Annotated in this window: 20 protein-coding genes; 11 read left to right on the plus strand and 9 right to left on the minus strand. The window is 50.9% G+C overall.

Annotated elements, in window-relative coordinates:
* Positions 1 to 200: 200 nt before the first annotated feature.
* Positions 201 to 677 (plus strand): FxsA family protein, encoded by a 477-nt coding sequence (locus ABVN36_RS00365; protein WP_001267291.1) that lies wholly within the window; start codon positions 201 to 203, stop codon positions 675 to 677.
* A 58-nt stretch (positions 678 to 735) separates the two neighbouring features.
* On the opposite strand, the gene yjeH is transcribed toward ABVN36_RS00365, so the two are convergent.
* Entirely contained in the window at positions 736 to 1,977 is a 1,242-nt protein-coding gene (gene yjeH / locus ABVN36_RS00370; protein WP_050901243.1) for an L-methionine/branched-chain amino acid transporter, read from the minus strand.
* Between the two features lie 275 nt (positions 1,978 to 2,252).
* Between yjeH and ABVN36_RS00375 the strand changes: the two genes are divergently transcribed.
* From ABVN36_RS00375 to ABVN36_RS00385, 3 genes are all read left to right on the plus strand, one after another.
* A complete protein-coding gene (locus ABVN36_RS00375; RefSeq protein ID WP_000027827.1) occupies positions 2,253 to 2,546 on the plus strand; it encodes a co-chaperone GroES in 294 nt (97 codons plus the stop codon).
* 43 nt (positions 2,547 to 2,589) lie between these two features.
* Complete coding sequence (groL, locus tag ABVN36_RS00380) at positions 2,590 to 4,236, plus strand: chaperonin GroEL (RefSeq protein WP_000729126.1); 1,647 nt, start codon at positions 2,590 to 2,592, stop codon at positions 4,234 to 4,236.
* A 243-nt stretch (positions 4,237 to 4,479) separates the two neighbouring features.
* Complete coding sequence (locus tag ABVN36_RS00385) at positions 4,480 to 4,833, plus strand: DUF4156 domain-containing protein (protein WP_000558210.1); 354 nt, start codon at positions 4,480 to 4,482, stop codon at positions 4,831 to 4,833.
* A gap of 47 nt (positions 4,834 to 4,880) precedes the next feature.
* Here ABVN36_RS00385 and ABVN36_RS00390 read toward each other — a convergent pair whose 3' ends face one another.
* Entirely contained in the window at positions 4,881 to 5,738 is an 858-nt protein-coding gene (locus ABVN36_RS00390; protein ID WP_001229227.1) for a YjeJ family protein, read from the minus strand.
* A gap of 281 nt (positions 5,739 to 6,019) precedes the next feature.
* A complete protein-coding gene (gene epmB, locus ABVN36_RS00395; protein ID WP_023138399.1) occupies positions 6,020 to 7,048 on the minus strand; it encodes an EF-P beta-lysylation protein EpmB in 1,029 nt (342 codons plus the stop codon).
* Positions 7,049 to 7,088: 40 nt separating this feature from the next.
* On the opposite strand from epmB, the gene efp reads away from it, so the two are divergent.
* The 3 genes from efp (at position 7,089) to ecnB (ending at position 8,105) form a co-directional block, all read left to right on the plus strand.
* Positions 7,089 to 7,655, plus strand: a complete 567-nt coding sequence (gene efp, locus ABVN36_RS00400; protein ID WP_000257282.1) for an elongation factor P — start codon at positions 7,089 to 7,091, stop codon at positions 7,653 to 7,655.
* A 61-nt stretch (positions 7,656 to 7,716) separates the two neighbouring features.
* Positions 7,717 to 7,851: an entericidin A/B family lipoprotein gene (locus tag ABVN36_RS00405; RefSeq protein ID WP_000977686.1), complete on the plus strand. Its 135-nt coding sequence runs from the start codon at positions 7,717 to 7,719 to the stop codon at positions 7,849 to 7,851.
* A gap of 107 nt (positions 7,852 to 7,958) precedes the next feature.
* On the plus strand, positions 7,959 to 8,105 hold the full coding sequence (gene ecnB / locus ABVN36_RS00410) for a lipoprotein toxin entericidin B (RefSeq protein ID WP_000239598.1): 147 nt from the start codon (positions 7,959 to 7,961) through the stop codon (positions 8,103 to 8,105).
* 30 nt (positions 8,106 to 8,135) lie between these two features.
* Here the strand turns inward: ecnB and ABVN36_RS00415 are convergent, their stop codons facing one another.
* Positions 8,136 to 8,723: a LuxR C-terminal-related transcriptional regulator gene (locus ABVN36_RS00415; RefSeq protein WP_000912959.1), complete on the minus strand. Its 588-nt coding sequence runs from the start codon at positions 8,721 to 8,723 to the stop codon at positions 8,136 to 8,138.
* Between the two features lie 256 nt (positions 8,724 to 8,979).
* Between ABVN36_RS00415 and sugE the strand changes: the two genes are divergently transcribed.
* Positions 8,980 to 9,297 (plus strand): quaternary ammonium compound efflux SMR transporter SugE, encoded by a 318-nt coding sequence (gene sugE, locus ABVN36_RS00420; RefSeq protein ID WP_000118469.1) that lies wholly within the window; start codon positions 8,980 to 8,982, stop codon positions 9,295 to 9,297.
* A gap of 16 nt (positions 9,298 to 9,313) precedes the next feature.
* Here sugE and ABVN36_RS00425 read toward each other — a convergent pair whose 3' ends face one another.
* From ABVN36_RS00425 to frdA, 5 genes are all read right to left on the minus strand, one after another.
* Complete coding sequence (locus ABVN36_RS00425; RefSeq protein WP_001221673.1) at positions 9,314 to 9,847, minus strand: lipocalin family protein; 534 nt, start codon at positions 9,845 to 9,847, stop codon at positions 9,314 to 9,316.
* 110 nt (positions 9,848 to 9,957) lie between these two features.
* Positions 9,958 to 10,317 (minus strand): fumarate reductase subunit FrdD, encoded by a 360-nt coding sequence (gene frdD / locus ABVN36_RS00430; RefSeq protein WP_000609650.1) that lies wholly within the window; start codon positions 10,315 to 10,317, stop codon positions 9,958 to 9,960.
* 10 nt (positions 10,318 to 10,327) lie between these two features.
* Positions 10,328 to 10,723, minus strand: coding sequence for a fumarate reductase subunit FrdC (frdC, locus tag ABVN36_RS00435; RefSeq protein WP_000208749.1), 396 nt, complete (start codon positions 10,721 to 10,723; stop codon positions 10,328 to 10,330).
* Between the two features lie 10 nt (positions 10,724 to 10,733).
* A complete protein-coding gene (gene frdB, locus ABVN36_RS00440; RefSeq protein WP_000829509.1) occupies positions 10,734 to 11,468 on the minus strand; it encodes a fumarate reductase iron-sulfur protein in 735 nt (244 codons plus the stop codon).
* Entirely contained in the window at positions 11,461 to 13,251 is a 1,791-nt protein-coding gene (gene frdA, locus ABVN36_RS00445; RefSeq protein WP_001192954.1) for a fumarate reductase (quinol) flavoprotein subunit, read from the minus strand. The genes frdB and frdA overlap by 8 nt, the downstream gene beginning before the upstream one ends.
* 322 nt (positions 13,252 to 13,573) lie before the next feature.
* Between frdA and epmA the strand changes: the two genes are divergently transcribed.
* The 3 genes from epmA to ABVN36_RS00460 all read left to right on the plus strand — a co-directional run bounded on the left by epmA (position 13,574) and on the right by ABVN36_RS00460 (position 16,645).
* Positions 13,574 to 14,551 carry an elongation factor P--(R)-beta-lysine ligase gene (gene epmA / locus ABVN36_RS00450; protein ID WP_000004794.1) on the plus strand — a complete coding sequence of 326 codons (978 nt, stop codon included), beginning with the start codon at positions 13,574 to 13,576 and terminating at the stop codon, positions 14,549 to 14,551.
* Positions 14,552 to 14,776: 225 nt separating this feature from the next.
* Entirely contained in the window at positions 14,777 to 16,279 is a 1,503-nt protein-coding gene (gene yjeM / locus ABVN36_RS00455) for a glutamate/gamma-aminobutyrate family transporter YjeM (RefSeq protein WP_000149876.1), read from the plus strand.
* A gap of 51 nt (positions 16,280 to 16,330) precedes the next feature.
* Positions 16,331 to 16,645 carry a YjeO family protein gene (locus ABVN36_RS00460; protein ID WP_000074661.1) on the plus strand — a complete coding sequence of 105 codons (315 nt, stop codon included), beginning with the start codon at positions 16,331 to 16,333 and terminating at the stop codon, positions 16,643 to 16,645.
* The last annotated feature ends 17 nt before the right edge of the window (positions 16,646 to 16,662 follow it).

Here is a 16,662-nt window from a genome sequence, read left to right on the forward strand (position 1 = left end):
CGTAATCTGGATCACTTAAAGTGTGGGAATTTACCCCTTATTTATTATTTTGTGAAATAGGTCACCGCTTTAGTATTACTACCTAAAATAGGTGTACAAACCACTTGAAATTTTGCTACGCACCACCATATCGGATCGATGCGAATCGCAACCCCATTCAAATGGTCGTCGCAGACGGCCATGACTTACAGGAGAGTCCTTTGCGCTGGATACCCTTTTTAGCTGTCTTTCTCTATGTTTACATTGAGATTTCTATCTTTATCCAGGTCGCCCATGTGCTTGGCGTCCTGATGACGTTAATCCTGGTGATTTTTACGTCTGTTATCGGTATGTCGCTGGTACGTAACCAGGGTTTTAAAAACTTTTTGCTGATGCAACAAAAAATGGCGGCCGGTGAGAGCCCGGCGGCAGAAATGATTAAGAGTGTATCGCTGATCATCGCTGGCTTACTGCTCCTGTTGCCGGGATTTTTCACCGATTTTCTCGGCCTTCTCCTTTTGTTACCGCCGGTGCAAAAACATTTGACGCTGAAGTTGCTGCCGCATTTACGTTTTTCCCGGATGCCGGGCGGCGGGTTTAGCGCGGGTACTGGCGGTGGCGAAACATTTGACGGCGAGTATCAGCGTAAAGATGACGATCGCGATCGTATTGAACATAAAGACGATCGTCGGGATTAAAGGTAGATATGTTGGTCGGATAAGTCGCGTGAGGCGCTATCCGGCCAGCGGATGCGTCTTACGCCATGCGTTTTCGCTTCGGTAAAAACAGCCATAATGCAGCCAGCATGATAATGGCATATAAGCTTTTCCACCCCAGCATTGCCAGCAATAACAGGCACAGTAGACAACCCGTCACCGCCAGTGCATAGCAACGCCCTTTCAACAGTCGACAGCCCGCCAGCATACAAAGCAGATAGAGCATAATAAAAATACCGTTAGCATAGACGATCAGTGCATTGAGGTTAATCTTCAGGGCGTAGACGACCAGGGAACTCACGCAACAACAGACCAGAATAACGTTTAACGCGTGCAAGGGAAGGCGCCCGGGAGAGAGTTGAGCCAGATAGTGATCGGGCTGATATTGCATTTGCGTCCATATCAGACGCGCAAAACTCTGAGCATACACATTCAGGCTGGCAAAGCAGGTGAGGTAACCAATAATGCAGGCTACCCACAACGCCTGGATACCGAAGAGATGAACAATAATAAGCGGTAGCGAGGCTGTTGCCGCTATCTTGTCGCTATAGACGCCAAAATGCAGCACCACGGCGGTACAGGCCCAATAAATGGTGCCGGCCAGCATCAGGCCAATGATCAATGCGCGCGGAAAATCACGTTCAGGATTTTTAAATTCAGACGACAAATGCGTAAACGCCTCAATTCCCACAAACCCCCAGAACATGATCGCCATGACGGTACACAGCCGGGAAAAGGTGATTTCGTTTGCGGCTGGGAAGGTGATATCTGCAGGTTTAATCGCGCCTTTCCACAGAATGGCGGCAATAAGCGCGATAATTAATCCAGCGATAATGGCTTGCAGGTTGGCGCTGGAGCTGGCGCCGCGCGATCCCATAAACCATAGCAAACCTAGAGTACCCAGCTCCCCAAATAAGAGCTGTTCGCTTTGCCAGCCAAACAGCGCCTGGCCGAAACCCACCGCAATATGCAAGGCTGCGGGAAAACTAACAGGAATGACTGATAAAAACAGCCAACTGATCACCCGTTGCAGACGCGGGCCAAATGCCATCCCGACAAAATGCGCTACGCCGCCAGCGTGTGGAAAATGACGCCCCAGCACAGCAAAGACAATCGCAATAGGGAAAATCAAAATAATGAGCAGCGGCCATGCCCAAAGGCTGATGTCGCCTGCCGCCAGCGCAGCCAGCTCCGGAAGCGCAAAAACGCCAGTCCCTAATAATGATGTGGTTAACAAGATAACGCCCTGAACCAACCCAAGCTCTTTTTTTAGTTCATTCATCAGCTCATTATCCGGCGGCATTGTAACGTCAGGTGACGACAGGCATTTTTAAGCGTATCACACACGCCTTTTCTTATAGCAGGATGTTCTAAACCTTGGGTAAACGTGAGATAAGTAGCGTTTTTACCGCTTTTTTCGCTCAGAAGAATTTTTTTTCATCTCCCCCCTTGAAGGGGCAAAACCCCATCCCCATCTCTCTGGTCACCAGCCGGGAAACCGTTTACGGGCCGGCGTCACCCATAACTGATAATGACTTTCTCAAAGGAGAGCTATCAATGAGTATTCGTCCGTTACATGATCGTGTGATCGTCAAACGTAAAGAAGTTGAGTCCAAATCTGCTGGCGGCATCGTACTGACCGGTTCCGCAGCGGGTAAATCAACTCGTGGCGAAATCATCGCTGTCGGTAAGGGTCGCATCCTGGACAACGGTACTGTACAGCCGCTGGACGTGAAAGTTGGCGACATCGTTATTTTTAACGATGGCTACGGTGTGAAATCTGAAAAGATCGACAATGAAGAAGTGTTGATCATGTCTGAAAGCGACATTCTGGCAATTGTTGAAGCGTAATCCGCGAACGACACTGAACATACGAATTTAAGGGAAAGAGAAAATGGCAGCTAAAGACGTAAAATTCGGTAACGACGCTCGTGTGAAAATGCTGCGCGGCGTAAACGTACTGGCAGATGCAGTGAAAGTCACCCTCGGTCCGAAAGGCCGTAACGTGGTTCTGGATAAATCTTTCGGTGCGCCGACTATCACTAAAGATGGTGTTTCCGTAGCGCGTGAAATCGAACTGGAAGACAAGTTTGAAAACATGGGCGCGCAGATGGTGAAAGAAGTTGCCTCTAAAGCGAACGACGCTGCAGGCGACGGTACCACCACCGCGACCGTACTGGCGCAGTCCATCATTACCGAAGGCCTGAAAGCCGTTGCTGCGGGCATGAACCCGATGGACCTGAAACGTGGTATCGACAAAGCGGTTGCTGCTGCGGTTGAAGAGCTGAAGGCGCTGTCTGTACCGTGCTCCGACTCTAAAGCGATTGCTCAAGTAGGTACTATCTCCGCTAACTCCGACGAAACCGTAGGTAAACTGATCGCGGAAGCGATGGATAAAGTCGGTAAAGAAGGCGTCATCACCGTTGAAGACGGTACCGGTCTGCAGGATGAACTGGACGTGGTTGAAGGTATGCAGTTTGACCGCGGCTACCTGTCTCCTTACTTCATCAACAAGCCGGAAACTGGCGCAGTAGAGCTGGAAAGCCCGTTCATCCTGCTGGCTGATAAGAAAATCTCCAACATCCGCGAAATGCTGCCGGTTCTGGAAGCCGTTGCAAAAGCAGGCAAACCGCTGCTGATCATCGCTGAAGATGTTGAAGGCGAAGCGCTGGCTACCCTGGTTGTTAACACCATGCGTGGCATCGTGAAAGTGGCTGCTGTTAAGGCACCAGGCTTCGGCGATCGTCGTAAAGCGATGCTGCAGGATATCGCTACCCTGACCGGCGGTACCGTAATCTCTGAAGAGATCGGTATGGAGCTGGAAAAAGCCACCCTGGAAGACCTGGGTCAGGCGAAACGTGTTGTGATCAACAAAGACACCACCACCATCATCGATGGCGTGGGTGAAGAAGCTGCCATCCAGGGCCGTGTTGCTCAGATCCGTCAGCAGATTGAAGAAGCGACCTCCGACTACGATCGTGAAAAACTGCAGGAGCGCGTAGCGAAACTGGCAGGCGGCGTTGCGGTAATCAAAGTTGGCGCTGCGACCGAAGTTGAAATGAAAGAGAAGAAAGCCCGCGTTGAAGATGCCCTGCACGCGACCCGTGCTGCGGTAGAAGAAGGCGTGGTTGCTGGTGGTGGCGTTGCGCTGATCCGCGTTGCTTCTAAAATTGCTGACCTGAAAGGCCAGAACGAAGACCAGAACGTGGGTATCAAAGTTGCGCTGCGCGCAATGGAAGCTCCGCTGCGTCAGATCGTGCTGAACTGCGGCGAAGAGCCGTCTGTTGTCGCTAACACCGTTAAAGGCGGCGACGGTAACTACGGTTACAACGCAGCAACTGAAGAATACGGCAACATGATCGATATGGGTATCCTGGACCCAACCAAAGTTACCCGTTCTGCGCTGCAGTATGCGGCTTCTGTGGCTGGTCTGATGATCACTACCGAGTGCATGGTGACCGACCTGCCGAAAAGCGATGCTCCTGATTTAGGCGCTGCTGGCGGCATGGGTGGTATGGGTGGTATGGGCGGCATGATGTAATTGCCCACCCCCTGCATCCTTCAGGCTGCAGATGCGTTGGCTAACCCCAGTCACTTACTTGAGTAAGTGACTGGGGATTAACAAACTGGCCGCCTTCCTGCAACCAGAATGATTTGGGTGCTTATCTCCCAGAATTGAGAAACCCCCGGGCAGAAATGACCGGGGGTTTTTCTTTTAGTCATCTTTTTAGTATAAGATTCAGATACGGACAAAACGTCCAGCTCATTGATTATGGGGAATAACATGCACGTGAAATATTTAGCAGGGATCGTTGGCGCCGCGCTGCTGATGGCGGGTTGTAGCTCCAGCAACGAACTCACCGCTGCCGGCCAAAATGTACGCTTTGTCGAAGATAAGCCAGGCGCGGAATGCCAGCTTATTGGTACGGCAACCGGTAAACAGAGTAACTGGTTTTCAGGCCAGCACGGCGAAGAGGGTGGCTCAATGCGTGGCGCAGCGAACGATCTGCGTAATCAGGCGGCCGCGATGGGTGGAAACGTGCTGTATGGCGTAAGTAGTCCGTCGCAGGGCATGTTGTCCAGTTTTGTCCCGACGGCCAGCGAGATGAACGGCCAGGTTTATAAATGTCCGAACTGATATGTCTGAATCGTAACGCCCTCTGAAAGATTCAGAGGGCGATATGGTTAGCGTTTTTCCTGCGATGACGCCATGCGTAGATTATGCAACGCGCGCATGCATTGATCTTGCGTCAGACGCGCTGCTTTACCGGTTCCAAGCGTTCTGACAAAAACCTTACACGGTTTTCCTTCCAGCTTTTTAAGACGCGGGCTGAAATTCAGCAAGCGGCGTGATATCGCTTCAGCTTCTTTAGAGCCTGACTGACTACGGGTCTTAATGATGGTGCCGCAATCATGCGATTGTCCTGCCTCATCCGTATAACGATAAACGAGCGCTAAATAATGGTTATACAGATTATGTTTCCAGTCAGGCTGGTTATAGGTATCGAATTCGATATTACCGTTTTCCAGGCAGTCAGCATCGTATAATGGTAAAAAGTCCAGCATTGAAGAAATACGCAATGCGAGCTCACGCATTTCGGCATTATTAATGGCGTGAATAATAGCCATCACCAGAACTTCAACCTGCCACTCACCGACCTGTAAATCAAGATGGCTACCATTGTGCAGCTTTAACGTAAAGGTTAATACTTTTTCTGTATTATCGCTCAACGCTAAAGATTCAACACGCTGATTAACATCGGCGTTTTCCAGCTCTTCACGGAGTATTGCCGGAATATTCTCATGCATTTTAAGCACATGACTGCTTTTAGCTTTCTGGCGTTTTTCCTGCTCTTGTTCCGGAAGCGAGTGTTGTAGATAAAGCCGGTGTTCAAGGCCGATCAACAAGTCTCGCAGCGCGAGCACAGGAAAGAAAAGCAGTGTTTCTTTATTTCTCAGTGACTTCACCTTAAGCGCCAGCGCGATAAACTTATCATTGTGACGAATAACGCCGGTATTTAGTCCCTTAATCGTTAAGGCCATGTCAATTCTCCACAAATATAAAATAATTAAATGTTTTACTGCAATGTATTTGATATATAAATTGTTTATGCCGTCCTATAAAAAGGAGAACCAGTATAATTCGAAAATGCAGTACACGCTAAGCGAGTCCTAAAACGGACTTTATTGAAAAGAGAGGACCGGAAAGGTGTATTTAACGAAGGTTAGTTTATCCTCGCCAGAGGGTGAGGAGAATCGCGGGGGAATCTCCTCGTAATATTGCGCGGTAATATTTTTCGTCGTCCCTGACGCGCCCGCGAGGATTAGCACTGCCGAAGCTGTAAATCCAGCGGTGTTTTGCTCGGTTCGCCGCCGATTTCACGCGCCAGTCTTGGCACCATATAGCCGGATACCAGCGTGAGCAGTTCGCGCATGATTTGCCGGGCTTCGTCATCGGTGACCATAAAATGCGCGGCGCCCTGCACTTTATCCAGCACATGCAGGTAATAGGGCATCACGCCAGCGTCAAATAGCGCGTTGCTCAGATTCGCCAGCGTTCGCGCGTTATCATTCACGCCACGCAGCAGGACACTCTGGTTGAGAAGCGTGACGCCCACTTGGCGCAGTTTCTTCATCGCCAGGCAGAACGCCTCGTCCACTTCATTAGCGTGGTTGATATGGTTCACCAACAAAATTTGCAGACGTGACTGGTCAAAGCGGGCGACCAGTTCGTCAGTAATGCGTGCCGGGATGACGATAGGCAACCGACTGTGGATGCGTAGCCGCTTGACGTGCTTAATGGCTTCCAGTTGCGTGAGCAGCCAGTCCAGCTCATGATCTTTCGCCATCAGCGGATCGCCGCCGGAAAAGATGATCTCATCCAGTTCCGGGTGTGCGGCGATATACTCCAGCGCGACTGTCCAGTTGCGCTTATTGCCTTGATTCTCCGCATATGGGAAGTGACGACGGAAACAGTAGCGGCAATTTACCGCACATCCGCCTTTTACCAGCAATAGCGCCCGGTTTTGGTATTTATGCAATAATCCTGGCACCACGCTGTGTTGCTCTTCCAGCGGGTCGGTGGAGAAACCGGGGGCGACAATAAATTCATCCCGGGACGTCAGCACTTGACGTAAAAGAGGATCGTCAGGGTTGCCCTTCTCCATGCGCGCAATAAAAGCGCGCGGCACGCGGAGGGCAAACAAGCGCCTGGCGTCCTGTCCTGCCCGGAGGTTTTCATTAGCTTCAATCTGTAAAAGATGCAGCAGTTCGTCGGGATTGGTCACAACATCGGCAAGTTGCGCTAACCAATCTTCTCGCAATGGGGTATTTAGGGTTACAATATGCGCCATTTTGTGGCTTAGCTACCAGTTAACAATTTCAGAGGGCCTTATGGCGACTTACTATAGCAACGATTTTCGTTCCGGTCTTAAAATCATGTTGGATGGCGAACCTTATGCGGTTGAATCCAGTGAATTCGTGAAACCGGGTAAAGGCCAGGCGTTTGCCCGCGTTAAGCTGCGCCGTCTGCTGACCGGCACGCGCGTTGAGAAAACCTTCAAATCGACCGATTCCGCAGAAGGCGCGGATGTAGTCGATATGAACCTGACTTACCTGTACAACGACGGTGAGTTCTGGCATTTCATGAACAACGAAACCTTCGAGCAGCTGTCTGCAGATGCCAAGGCTATCGGCGACAACGCAAAATGGCTGTTGGATCAGGCGGAATGCATCGTGACCCTGTGGAACGGTCAGCCTATCTCTGTCACTCCGCCGAACTTTGTTGAACTGGAAATTGTTGATACCGACCCAGGTCTGAAGGGCGATACCGCAGGTACTGGCGGCAAACCAGCCACGCTGTCTACTGGCGCAGTGGTTAAAGTTCCGCTGTTCGTGCAGATTGGCGAAGTGATCAAAGTCGATACCCGTTCCGGCGAATACGTATCCCGCGTAAAATAATTTACGTTATCGGGAAAAATGGTGCAGCGTATGCTGCGCCATCCTTTTTTTCGCGCCATCAATGATGAAACGCTTTATCGGCCTTGTCGCGCTGGTTCTTCTTACCGGCACATTATTAACGGCATGTAATACCGCCCGCGGCTTCGGCGAAGATATTCAGCATCTTGGCCACGCCATCTCCCGCGCAGCCAGCTAATCGCTTCTCGTCTTCCTAAAATTAGTCGATCGCCCGTCATTTTCTGGGATGTTGTCTATTATTAAGTTGCTATACACAAACAACATTGGCTAGAAAAGGAAGACATTATGGTTAAAAAGACAATTGCAGCGATCTTTTCTGTTTTGGTACTTTCCACTGTATTAACTGCTTGTAATACCACGCGCGGCGTGGGCGAGGACATCTCGGACGGTGGTAGTGCGATCTCTGGCGCTGCAACCAGAGCTCAGCAGTAATCATCAACGGTACGGCATGGCGTCGTACCGTTAATCGATTTTCTCCGGAAGCATAAGAAAGGGAGAATACCGGTTATCCATATGAAGTTTCATACGGATATTACGCTTATAGGTGTAAACCGTTTTCCCGTGAATGCCAAGCGCATACGCAATCTCTTTATTGCTGGTGCCTTCCGTCCACATCGCGAGCACTTTTTCCTCCTGCGGAGAGAGCAATGGCGTGGCGCTTTCCGGCGCTTCCTGCAGTGGATGAGTATATAGCGCTCCTTTAATTCGTTGTGCAAGCTCATGTAAAGGCGTGTGTTTAGATAACACCGCATGACTGGCATATTGCGGTCTGTACGGCATATTCCCTGACTGTAATAATACCAACGGCGTCATCCTGCAGGCGGCAAAAAATGCATTGATAGGCTGCTCGGGTAAGGCATCGTTGAGAAAACCATATAAATCAGCGATAACCAGATGGGGCTTCCATTGCAGAATATGTTCTTTCGCCAGTATAAGGTTATTCATCCCGGATACCAGCAGTGAAGAACTGAGCACATCAGTGTGATTAAGCCAGGCCTCCATGCCCGTACGGGTAAAGTGGCATCGGTCTATCACTAAAATTTTCAACATAGTTTTTTGCACCCGGAAGTAGATAAAGCACTTTCTTTCCCAGAAGGCGTTCCATCATAGAGAACTCCTGTGGGCGCTAAATGCGAAAACTACGCGGCTTAAAAGGGCCAATTCCCGCCTTTAGACGGAAAAAAATAAAAAGGTTGAAATTCATTTTCTCTCAGGCAAGAATGGCTTTTCATCCGTATACGTTACAGGACGACCTGTAAACGCTATTCTCACCGGGGACGGCCCCATTAATTATCTGGAGCCTGCTATGTCCTGGATCATTCTATTAATCGCTGGTTTACTTGAAGTGGTATGGGCTGTCGGCCTGAAGTATACCCACGGTTTTTCTCGTCTGACCCCCAGTATCATCACCATTACGGCCATGGTTATCAGTATGGCGTTACTTTCCTGGGCAATGAAAACGCTGCCCGTTGGAACGGCGTACGCCATCTGGACCGGCATCGGCGCCGTCGGGGCGGCAATCACCGGTATCCTTCTGCTGGGCGAGTCTGCCTCACCGGCGCGTTTGCTCAGTCTTGGCTTGATCGTCGCGGGTATCATTGGGCTAAAACTCAGTGCGCATTAATTCGTCGCTGATATTGCTACGAACCTGATTGTTTTACCCAAATTAATTTATTGACGTCAAACCCCTCCCGGGTCGCGACGGCCAGCATTTGCTGTTTTATTTCCTCAGAAAGCGTTGGCGTGCGAGAGAGTATCCACAGATAGTCGCGATCCGGGCCGCACACCAGCGCATGACGGTATTCCCGGTCAAGCGCTATCACGTTATAGCCGCCGTAGAACGGGCCGAAAAAAGAGACCTTGAGCGCGGCGCGGTTTGGACTACCGGTAAAATACGCTTTGCCTTCTGTTTTTTGCCACATTCCCCGCTCCGGGTTATAGCCTTTATTGATGACATTAATCCCGCCATCGTCACGCAGACTATAGGTGGCCGTGACTTGTTCCAGTCCACGTTCAAATCGATGATCGAGGCGTGCGATCTCATACCAGGTGCCGAGGTAACGTTTGGCATCAAAGTTATTTACCACGGTAACGCCTTTAGGCGGAGTAGGCGAACTACAGGCGACAACCAGAAATGCAGCCGTAACTGCAGCAACGACGGGCAGAATGCGCATAAAATTTTCCTTCCAGTGTTTTTTCTAAGTGTAGAACCTGGCGGGAAAATGAGAGGCAGGAAAAGAAAAAACGCCCTCTTATCGGGTAGATAAGAGGGCGTCGTGGCAACTTAGAGAGTGATAACGCCAATCGCCGTCACAACGGTCAGGATTGCCGCCAGACCGTAGAAGACCCATTTGCCCGCAGGCACGTGGATTTTCAGGTCATGCATCGCGTGGTGCATACGGTGTAGGCCACACCATAGCGGCAGCACGATCATCAGGAACAGAAAAACACGACCAATAAAGCTTTGGGCGAACGTCAGTACGCGCTCAAAACTCAGGGCATCGCCCGGAAATAGCCCCAGCGGCAGCATGATGCCAACCAGTAGCACGATCACCGGCGCGATGATCGCGCCCCACATACCGCCTGCGCCAAACAGTCCCCAGAATACGGGTTCATCAGAACGTTTTGGGTTTGGATTAATCATCCGGGACTCCTTACCAGAACAGGGCAACATACAGAATGACTACGGTGACTACCGCAGTGACCACCCAAAGCCCTTTGATGATTGGCTCTGGCCCCATTTTTTCGTCTTTTACAATGATATTGGCCGCCTTCGGCGCCAGTTCAAACCAAGTTTTGGTGTGCAGCAGCGCGGCCGCCAGGGTGATCAGGTTTAAGATCACTACCACCGGGTTTTGTAAAAAGCCGACGAATCCCATCCAGGATTCCGCGCCGTGTTTGAGCGCAAACAGACCGAAAATCAGTTCAATACTGAACCAGACTGCCGGCACCGCTGTGCCTTCGCGCAGCATATAAAAGCGATAAAACGGCAGTTTTTTCCACCAGGTGGACGTCATCGGCCGCACATAGGGTTTGCGTTTAGTCGTCATGTTGCACTCCTTAGCGTGGTTTCAGGGTGGCGATAAGAAAGTCTTTCGAGCTTTCCACTTTACCCTGCTGAATGGCCGCAGCCGGATCGACATGTTTTGGACAGACTTCGGAGCAGTAGCCCACGAAAGTACAGGTCCATACGCCGTTCGGACTGTTCAACTGCGCCATACGCTCCTTCTTACCGTGATCGCGGCTATCTTCGTTATAGCGATGCGCCAGCGTAATCGCAGCCGGTCCGATAAACTCAGGATTCAGACCGAACTGCGGGCACGCGGCATAGCACAGACCACAGTTGATGCAACCGGAGAACTGGTGATACTTCGCCATTTGCGCCGGGGTCTGGACATTCGGCCCCTGATCTGGCGTGCGAGAGTTGCCAATAATGTACGGTTTGATCGCTTCCAGGCTTTCGATAAAGTGCGTCATATCGACAACCAGATCGCGCTCAATCGGGAAGTTCGCCAGCGCTTCCACCTTCATACCGTTGGTGTAATCGCGCAGGAAGGTTTTACACGCCAGTTTAGGGACGTTGTTGACCATCATGCCGCAAGAGCCGCAGATCGCCATACGGCAGGACCAGCGGTAGCTCAGGTCTGGCGACAGGTTATCTTTGATGTAGCCCAACGCGTCCAGTAGCGATGTTGTTTCATCATAAGGAACTTCATAGAAAGCACTGTGCGGCGCGGTATCGGTTTCCGGGTTATAGCGCACCACCTCAACTTTCAGGTTTTTCATCTCAGCCATTCGCCTTCTCCTTCTTATCGGCTGCTTCCGCTTCACCGCCGTAAACACGTTTGGCTGGCGGCAGGGTGGTGATTTTCACGTCGCTGTATTCCAGACGGGTCGTGCCATCAGCATCGCGGAAGGCGAGGGTGTGCTTGAGGAAGTTCACATCGTCGCGCTCGGTACAGCCTTCATCCAGACGCTGATGCGCGCCGCGGGACTCTTTACGCGCCAGCGCAGAGTGCGCCATACATTCCGCCACGTTCAGACCATGACCCAGTTCGATGGTATACAGCAGGTCAGTGTTGAACACGCTGGAAGTATCGGAGATACGTACGCGCTTGAAACGTTCCTGAAGCTCGGCCAGTTTATCAACGGTTTTCTGCATCAGTTCCGGGGTACGGTAAATACCGCAACCTTCTTCCATAGACAGACCCATCTCATCGCGGATCTTCGACCAGTTTTCGTTGCCTTCCTGGTTCACCAGATTTTTCAGACGCTGTTCAATATCGGCAACCTGGGCGTCGAGCGCGGCGCTATTTGCGGCGCCTGCCGTAGCAGCGCGTTCCATTGCTTGTTCGCCAGCCAGACGACCAAACACCACCAGTTCCGCCAGTGAGTTGGAACCGAGGCGGTTCGCGCCATGCAGGCCAACAGAGGAGCATTCGCCAACGGCAAACAGCCCTTTGACACGGCTTTCACAGTTCTGGTCGGTTTCAATGCCGCCCATGGTGTAGTGCGCGGTCGGACGTACTGGAATCGGTTCTTTAACCGGATCGACGCCGACATAGGCTTTCGCCAGTTCGCAAATGAACGGCAGACGTTCATGCAGTTTCTTCTCGCCGAGATGACGCAGGTCGAGGTGAACCACATCGCCGCGCGGCGTGGAGATGGTGTTGCCTTTACGCCATTCGTGCCAGAAAGCCTGGGATACTTTGTCGCGTGGCCCCAGTTCCATATATTTGTTTTTCGGCTCGCCCAGCGGCGTTTCGGGGCCCATGCCGTAGTCTTGCAGGTAACGGTAGCCATTTTTATTGACCAGAATACCGCCTTCGCCGCGGCAACCTTCGGTCATCAGGATACCGGAACCTGGCAGGCCGGTCGGGTGATACTGAACGAATTCCATATCACGCAGCGGAACGCCGTGGCTCAGCGCCATGCCCATCCCGTCGCCGGTGACGATGCCGCCATTGGTGTTATAGCGGTATACGCGGCCTGCGCCGCCTGTCGCCATGACCACGGCGTTGGCACGGATTTGCACCAGCGTGCCTTCCATCATGTTCATTGCCACCAGGCCGCGCGCATGGTTGTCATCAACCAGAATATCCAGCACGAAATGTTCGTCAAAGCGCTGGATTTGTGGGAACTGCAGGGAAGTCTGGAACAGGGTATGCAGCATATGGAAGCCGGTTTTATCCGCGGCGAACCAGGTACGCTCGATTTTCATACCACCGAAGCGACGCACGTTAACGCTACCGTCCGGACGGCGGCTCCACGGGCAGCCCCATTGCTCCAGCTGCGTCATCTCAGTGGGACAATGGTGGACAAAGTAATCCACGACATCCTGCTCACACAGCCAGTCTCCGCCTGCTACCGTATCGTGAAAATGGTAGTCAAAGCTGTCATGATCCTGGGCGACAGCGGCTGAACCCCCTTCGGCAGCGACGGTGTGGCTGCGCATCGGGTACACTTTTGAGATCAGTGCGATTTTAGCATTGGGATTCGCCTGTGCGGCAGCAATTGCAGCACGTAATCCCGCGCCACCGGCGCCTATAATGGCAAGATCGGCTTGAAAGGTTTGCACGACATTCCTCCAGATTATTGTAATTTCACCCTCGCGCAGCCAGATAAAGCCTCTGGGTTCTGCGAAGTATGAATGCGTTTCCACTGCTCCTTTATGGGTACAACAGTATAGTCTCAGGGATGTGAGGGAAATTTGACGTGTTCGATTTTTTTAGCGTATCAGAGGGATGAATTATCATTGATTTTGATTAATTTAATTACTAAACCATCTGAAATCACTTTTTTTACCCTCCAGAAGGCGCCCGATACGCCTGCGCAAAATTTGTTTCGCCCGCGCGTTGCGAGTAGACTTCGTGACCTTGTCTTAAACTGGAGAAAGAATCATGAGCGAAACGGCAACCTGGCAGCCGAGCGCGTCCATCCCCAATTTATTAAAACGTGCGGCGATTATGGCGGAAATCCGTCGTTTCTTTGCCGATCGTGGAGTGCTTGAGGTTGAGACGCCCTGCATGAGTCAGGCGACGGTCACAGACATTCATCTGTTCCCGTTCGAAACGCGTTTCGTCGGACCTGGCCATTCCCAGGGGATCAACCTCTATTTAATGACCAGTCCGGAATACCATATGAAACGCCTGCTGGCGGCAGGGTGCGGCCCGGTTTTCCAGCTATGCCGCAGTTTCCGTAATGAAGAGATGGGACGACATCATAATCCGGAATTCACTATGCTGGAGTGGTATCGCCCGCATTACGATATGTACCGCCTGATGAATGAAGTGGATGATTTGCTTCAGCAAGTGCTGGATTGTCAACCTGCGGAAAGTCTCTCCTATCAACAGGCGTTTCAGCGCCATCTGGAGATTGACCCGTTATCAGCAGATAAAACGCAACTGCGTGAGGCGGCGGCAAAGCTTGATTTAAGCAATATCGCCGATACGGAAGAAGACCGTGATACGTTGCTGCAACTGTTGTTCACGATGGGGGTTGAGCCGCATATAGGTAAAGAAAAGCCGACCTTTATTTATCACTTTCCGGCCAGTCAGGCATCGCTGGCACAAATCAGTACCGAGGATCATCGCGTCGCCGAGCGCTTTGAGGTGTACTACAAAGGTATTGAGCTGGCGAATGGTTTCCACGAACTGACGGACGCACGTGAGCAACAACAGCGCTTTGAACAGGACAATCGTAAGCGCGCCGCTCGCGGTCTGCCGCAGCAGCCGATTGACCAAAATCTGCTGGATGCTCTGGCCGCCGGTCTACCGGATTGTTCCGGCGTGGCGCTGGGTGTTGATCGTCTGGTGATGCTGGCGCTGGGAGCAGAAAGCCTGGCGGACGTGATTGCTTTTACGGTCGATCGGGCGTAAATCTGAAATTCACTCTTTCGCGAGATAAAATGGCGCAATAAGCGCCATTTTGTAGCATATTTTTTCAATTATCCTCTGTTTGCCACAACATAAGGCTGGAACTTTGATGCCATTTAGGTATCAATCCTGTGTTGATTTTTTTATCGCTGACCTTTGTAAAAAAGAAGGCGGCGTCAATCGGTGAGCGGCGTCTGGCAAACGCGCTCGAGCGTAAGGGATGGTTGAATGACCCACACGATAAAAAAGATGAGCCTTATTGGGCTTATCCTGATGATTTTTACTTCTGTTTTTGGTTTTGCGAATAGCCCGTCGGCATTTTATTTAATGGGGTATAGCGCAATCCCGTGGTATATATTTTCTGCCTTGCTGTTTTTTATTCCATTCGCCTTAATGATGGCTGAAATGGGTTCCGCTTATCGCAAAGAAGAGGGCGGGATCTATTCGTGGATGAATAATAGCGTGGGGCCACGTTACGCGTTTATCGGCACGTTTATGTGGTTTTCATCGTATGTCATATGGATGGTAAGTACGGCGGCAAAAATTTGGGTACCGTTTTCTACTTTTGTTTTTGGCGCCGATATGACGCAGCACTGGCGTATTGCGGGGCTTGAGCCTACGCAGGTTGTCGGGCTGCTCGCCGTTGGCTGGATGATTCTGGTGACGTGTGTCGCCGCCAGAGGTATCAATAAAATTGCGCGAATTACGGCGGTCGGAGGTATTGCCGTAATGTGTCTTAATTTAGTTTTATTGTTAGTGAGTGTCGCTATTTTGTTATTAAATGGTGGGCATTTTGCACAAGAAATTAATTTTACCTCGTCACCGAATCCGGGTTATCACTCCGGCCTGGCAATGTTGTCATTTGTGGTATTTGCTATTTTTGCTTACGGCGGTATTGAGGCTGTCGGCGGACTGGTGGATAAAACCGAGAAACCGGAAAAGAATTTTGCGAAAGGTATTGTTTTCGCGGCTATTGTGATTTCAATTGGTTATTCTTTGGCGATCTTTTTATGGGGCGTCAGCACTAACTGGCAACAGATATTAAGTAATAGCGCCGTTAACTTAGGGAATATCACCTACATTTTGATGTCGAGTTTAGGCACGACATTAGGTAACGCGTTAAACCTTTCTCCGGAAGCTGCGATGACGGTGGGCGTCTGGTTTGCGCGTATCACCGGCCTTTCTATGTTTCTGGCTTATACCGGCGCGTTTTTTACGTTGAGCTATTCACCGCTGAAAGCCATTATTCAGGGGACGCCAAAAGCGTTGTGGCCCGCGCCGATGACGACACTGAACGCTAACGGTATGCCGGCGACCGCTATGTGGCTACAGTGCGTGCTGGTGAGTCTGTTTATTTTGCTGGTCTCTTTTGGCGGTGACACCGCATCGGCGTTTTATAACAAACTCACGCTGATGGCGAACGTCTCAATGACCTTGCCATACCTGTTCCTTGCGCTGGCATTTCCCTTCTTTAAAGCGCGTCAGGATCTGGAGCGGCCATTTGTTCTCTTTAAAACCAAAGCCTCTACCCTGGTCGCGACGGGTGTTGTGGTGCTGGTGGTGACGTTTGCCAACGTCTTTACCATCATCCAGCCGGTGATTGAAGCTGGGGATTGGGACAGCGCCTTGTGGATGATCGGTGGGCCGATCTTCTTCTCGCTGCTGGCGATGGCGATTTATCAGAATTACAGCAGCCGCATGAGCGCTGATCCGGAGTGGGCGGCGGAGTAATCTTTGTCCGGATAGCGTTAGCTCATCGGCTTTATGAAAAGGATATTTATAATGAGTCCGAAAATGTTTGCATTGTGCGCTATCTGGCTTTTACTGGCTATCCCACTCATCGCGGTATTTTCAGTCCTGGATAAAGAGTGGATGATTGGCGAGAGTGGGATAAACAACATTTGTGATGTGATGAGAACTGTCGAAAATGATGATTCCAGAGGTTTTGGCGCGATGATGACGCTGCCCCTGTTTTTCCCGTTTTTTTACGTTACTGTGTATAAGAAAATACGTAGTTGGTTTTTGTACTGTGTCGCGTTGGTGATATTTGCTTACTGGTCCTGGCAATTCTTCCTGCGCTATCAGTTTTGTGTGTGATCTATGCTAAAAGACCT

The organism is Salmonella sp. SJTUF15581, from assembly GCF_043356775.1.
Lineage (GTDB): Bacteria > Pseudomonadota > Gammaproteobacteria > Enterobacterales > Enterobacteriaceae > Salmonella > Salmonella enterica.

Excerpts from the sequence above, each read along its gene's own strand:
- yjeH (WP_050901243.1), bottom strand. The coding sequence starts at position 1,977 with ATGAATGAACTAAAAAAAGAGCTTGGGTTGGTTCAGGGCGTTATCTTG.
- ABVN36_RS00375 (WP_000027827.1), top strand. The coding sequence starts at position 2,253 with ATGAGTATTCGTCCGTTACATGATCGTGTGATCGTCAAACGTAAAGAA.
- groL (WP_000729126.1), top strand. The coding sequence starts at position 2,590 with ATGGCAGCTAAAGACGTAAAATTCGGTAACGACGCTCGTGTGAAAATG.
- ABVN36_RS00385 (WP_000558210.1), top strand. The coding sequence starts at position 4,480 with ATGCACGTGAAATATTTAGCAGGGATCGTTGGCGCCGCGCTGCTGATG.
- ABVN36_RS00390 (WP_001229227.1), bottom strand. The coding sequence starts at position 5,738 with ATGGCCTTAACGATTAAGGGACTAAATACCGGCGTTATTCGTCACAAT.
- epmB (WP_023138399.1), bottom strand. The coding sequence starts at position 7,048 with ATGGCGCATATTGTAACCCTAAATACCCCATTGCGAGAAGATTGGTTA.
- efp (WP_000257282.1), top strand. The coding sequence starts at position 7,089 with ATGGCGACTTACTATAGCAACGATTTTCGTTCCGGTCTTAAAATCATG.
- ABVN36_RS00405 (WP_000977686.1), top strand. The coding sequence starts at position 7,717 with ATGATGAAACGCTTTATCGGCCTTGTCGCGCTGGTTCTTCTTACCGGC.
- ecnB (WP_000239598.1), top strand. The coding sequence starts at position 7,959 with ATGGTTAAAAAGACAATTGCAGCGATCTTTTCTGTTTTGGTACTTTCC.
- ABVN36_RS00415 (WP_000912959.1), bottom strand. The coding sequence starts at position 8,723 with ATGTTGAAAATTTTAGTGATAGACCGATGCCACTTTACCCGTACGGGC.
- sugE (WP_000118469.1), top strand. The coding sequence starts at position 8,980 with ATGTCCTGGATCATTCTATTAATCGCTGGTTTACTTGAAGTGGTATGG.
- ABVN36_RS00425 (WP_001221673.1), bottom strand. The coding sequence starts at position 9,847 with ATGCGCATTCTGCCCGTCGTTGCTGCAGTTACGGCTGCATTTCTGGTT.
- frdD (WP_000609650.1), bottom strand. The coding sequence starts at position 10,317 with ATGATTAATCCAAACCCAAAACGTTCTGATGAACCCGTATTCTGGGGA.
- frdC (WP_000208749.1), bottom strand. The coding sequence starts at position 10,723 with ATGACGACTAAACGCAAACCCTATGTGCGGCCGATGACGTCCACCTGG.
- frdB (WP_000829509.1), bottom strand. The coding sequence starts at position 11,468 with ATGGCTGAGATGAAAAACCTGAAAGTTGAGGTGGTGCGCTATAACCCG.
- epmA (WP_000004794.1), top strand. The coding sequence starts at position 13,574 with ATGAGCGAAACGGCAACCTGGCAGCCGAGCGCGTCCATCCCCAATTTA.
- yjeM (WP_000149876.1), top strand. The coding sequence starts at position 14,777 with ATGACCCACACGATAAAAAAGATGAGCCTTATTGGGCTTATCCTGATG.
- ABVN36_RS00460 (WP_000074661.1), top strand. The coding sequence starts at position 16,331 with ATGAGTCCGAAAATGTTTGCATTGTGCGCTATCTGGCTTTTACTGGCT.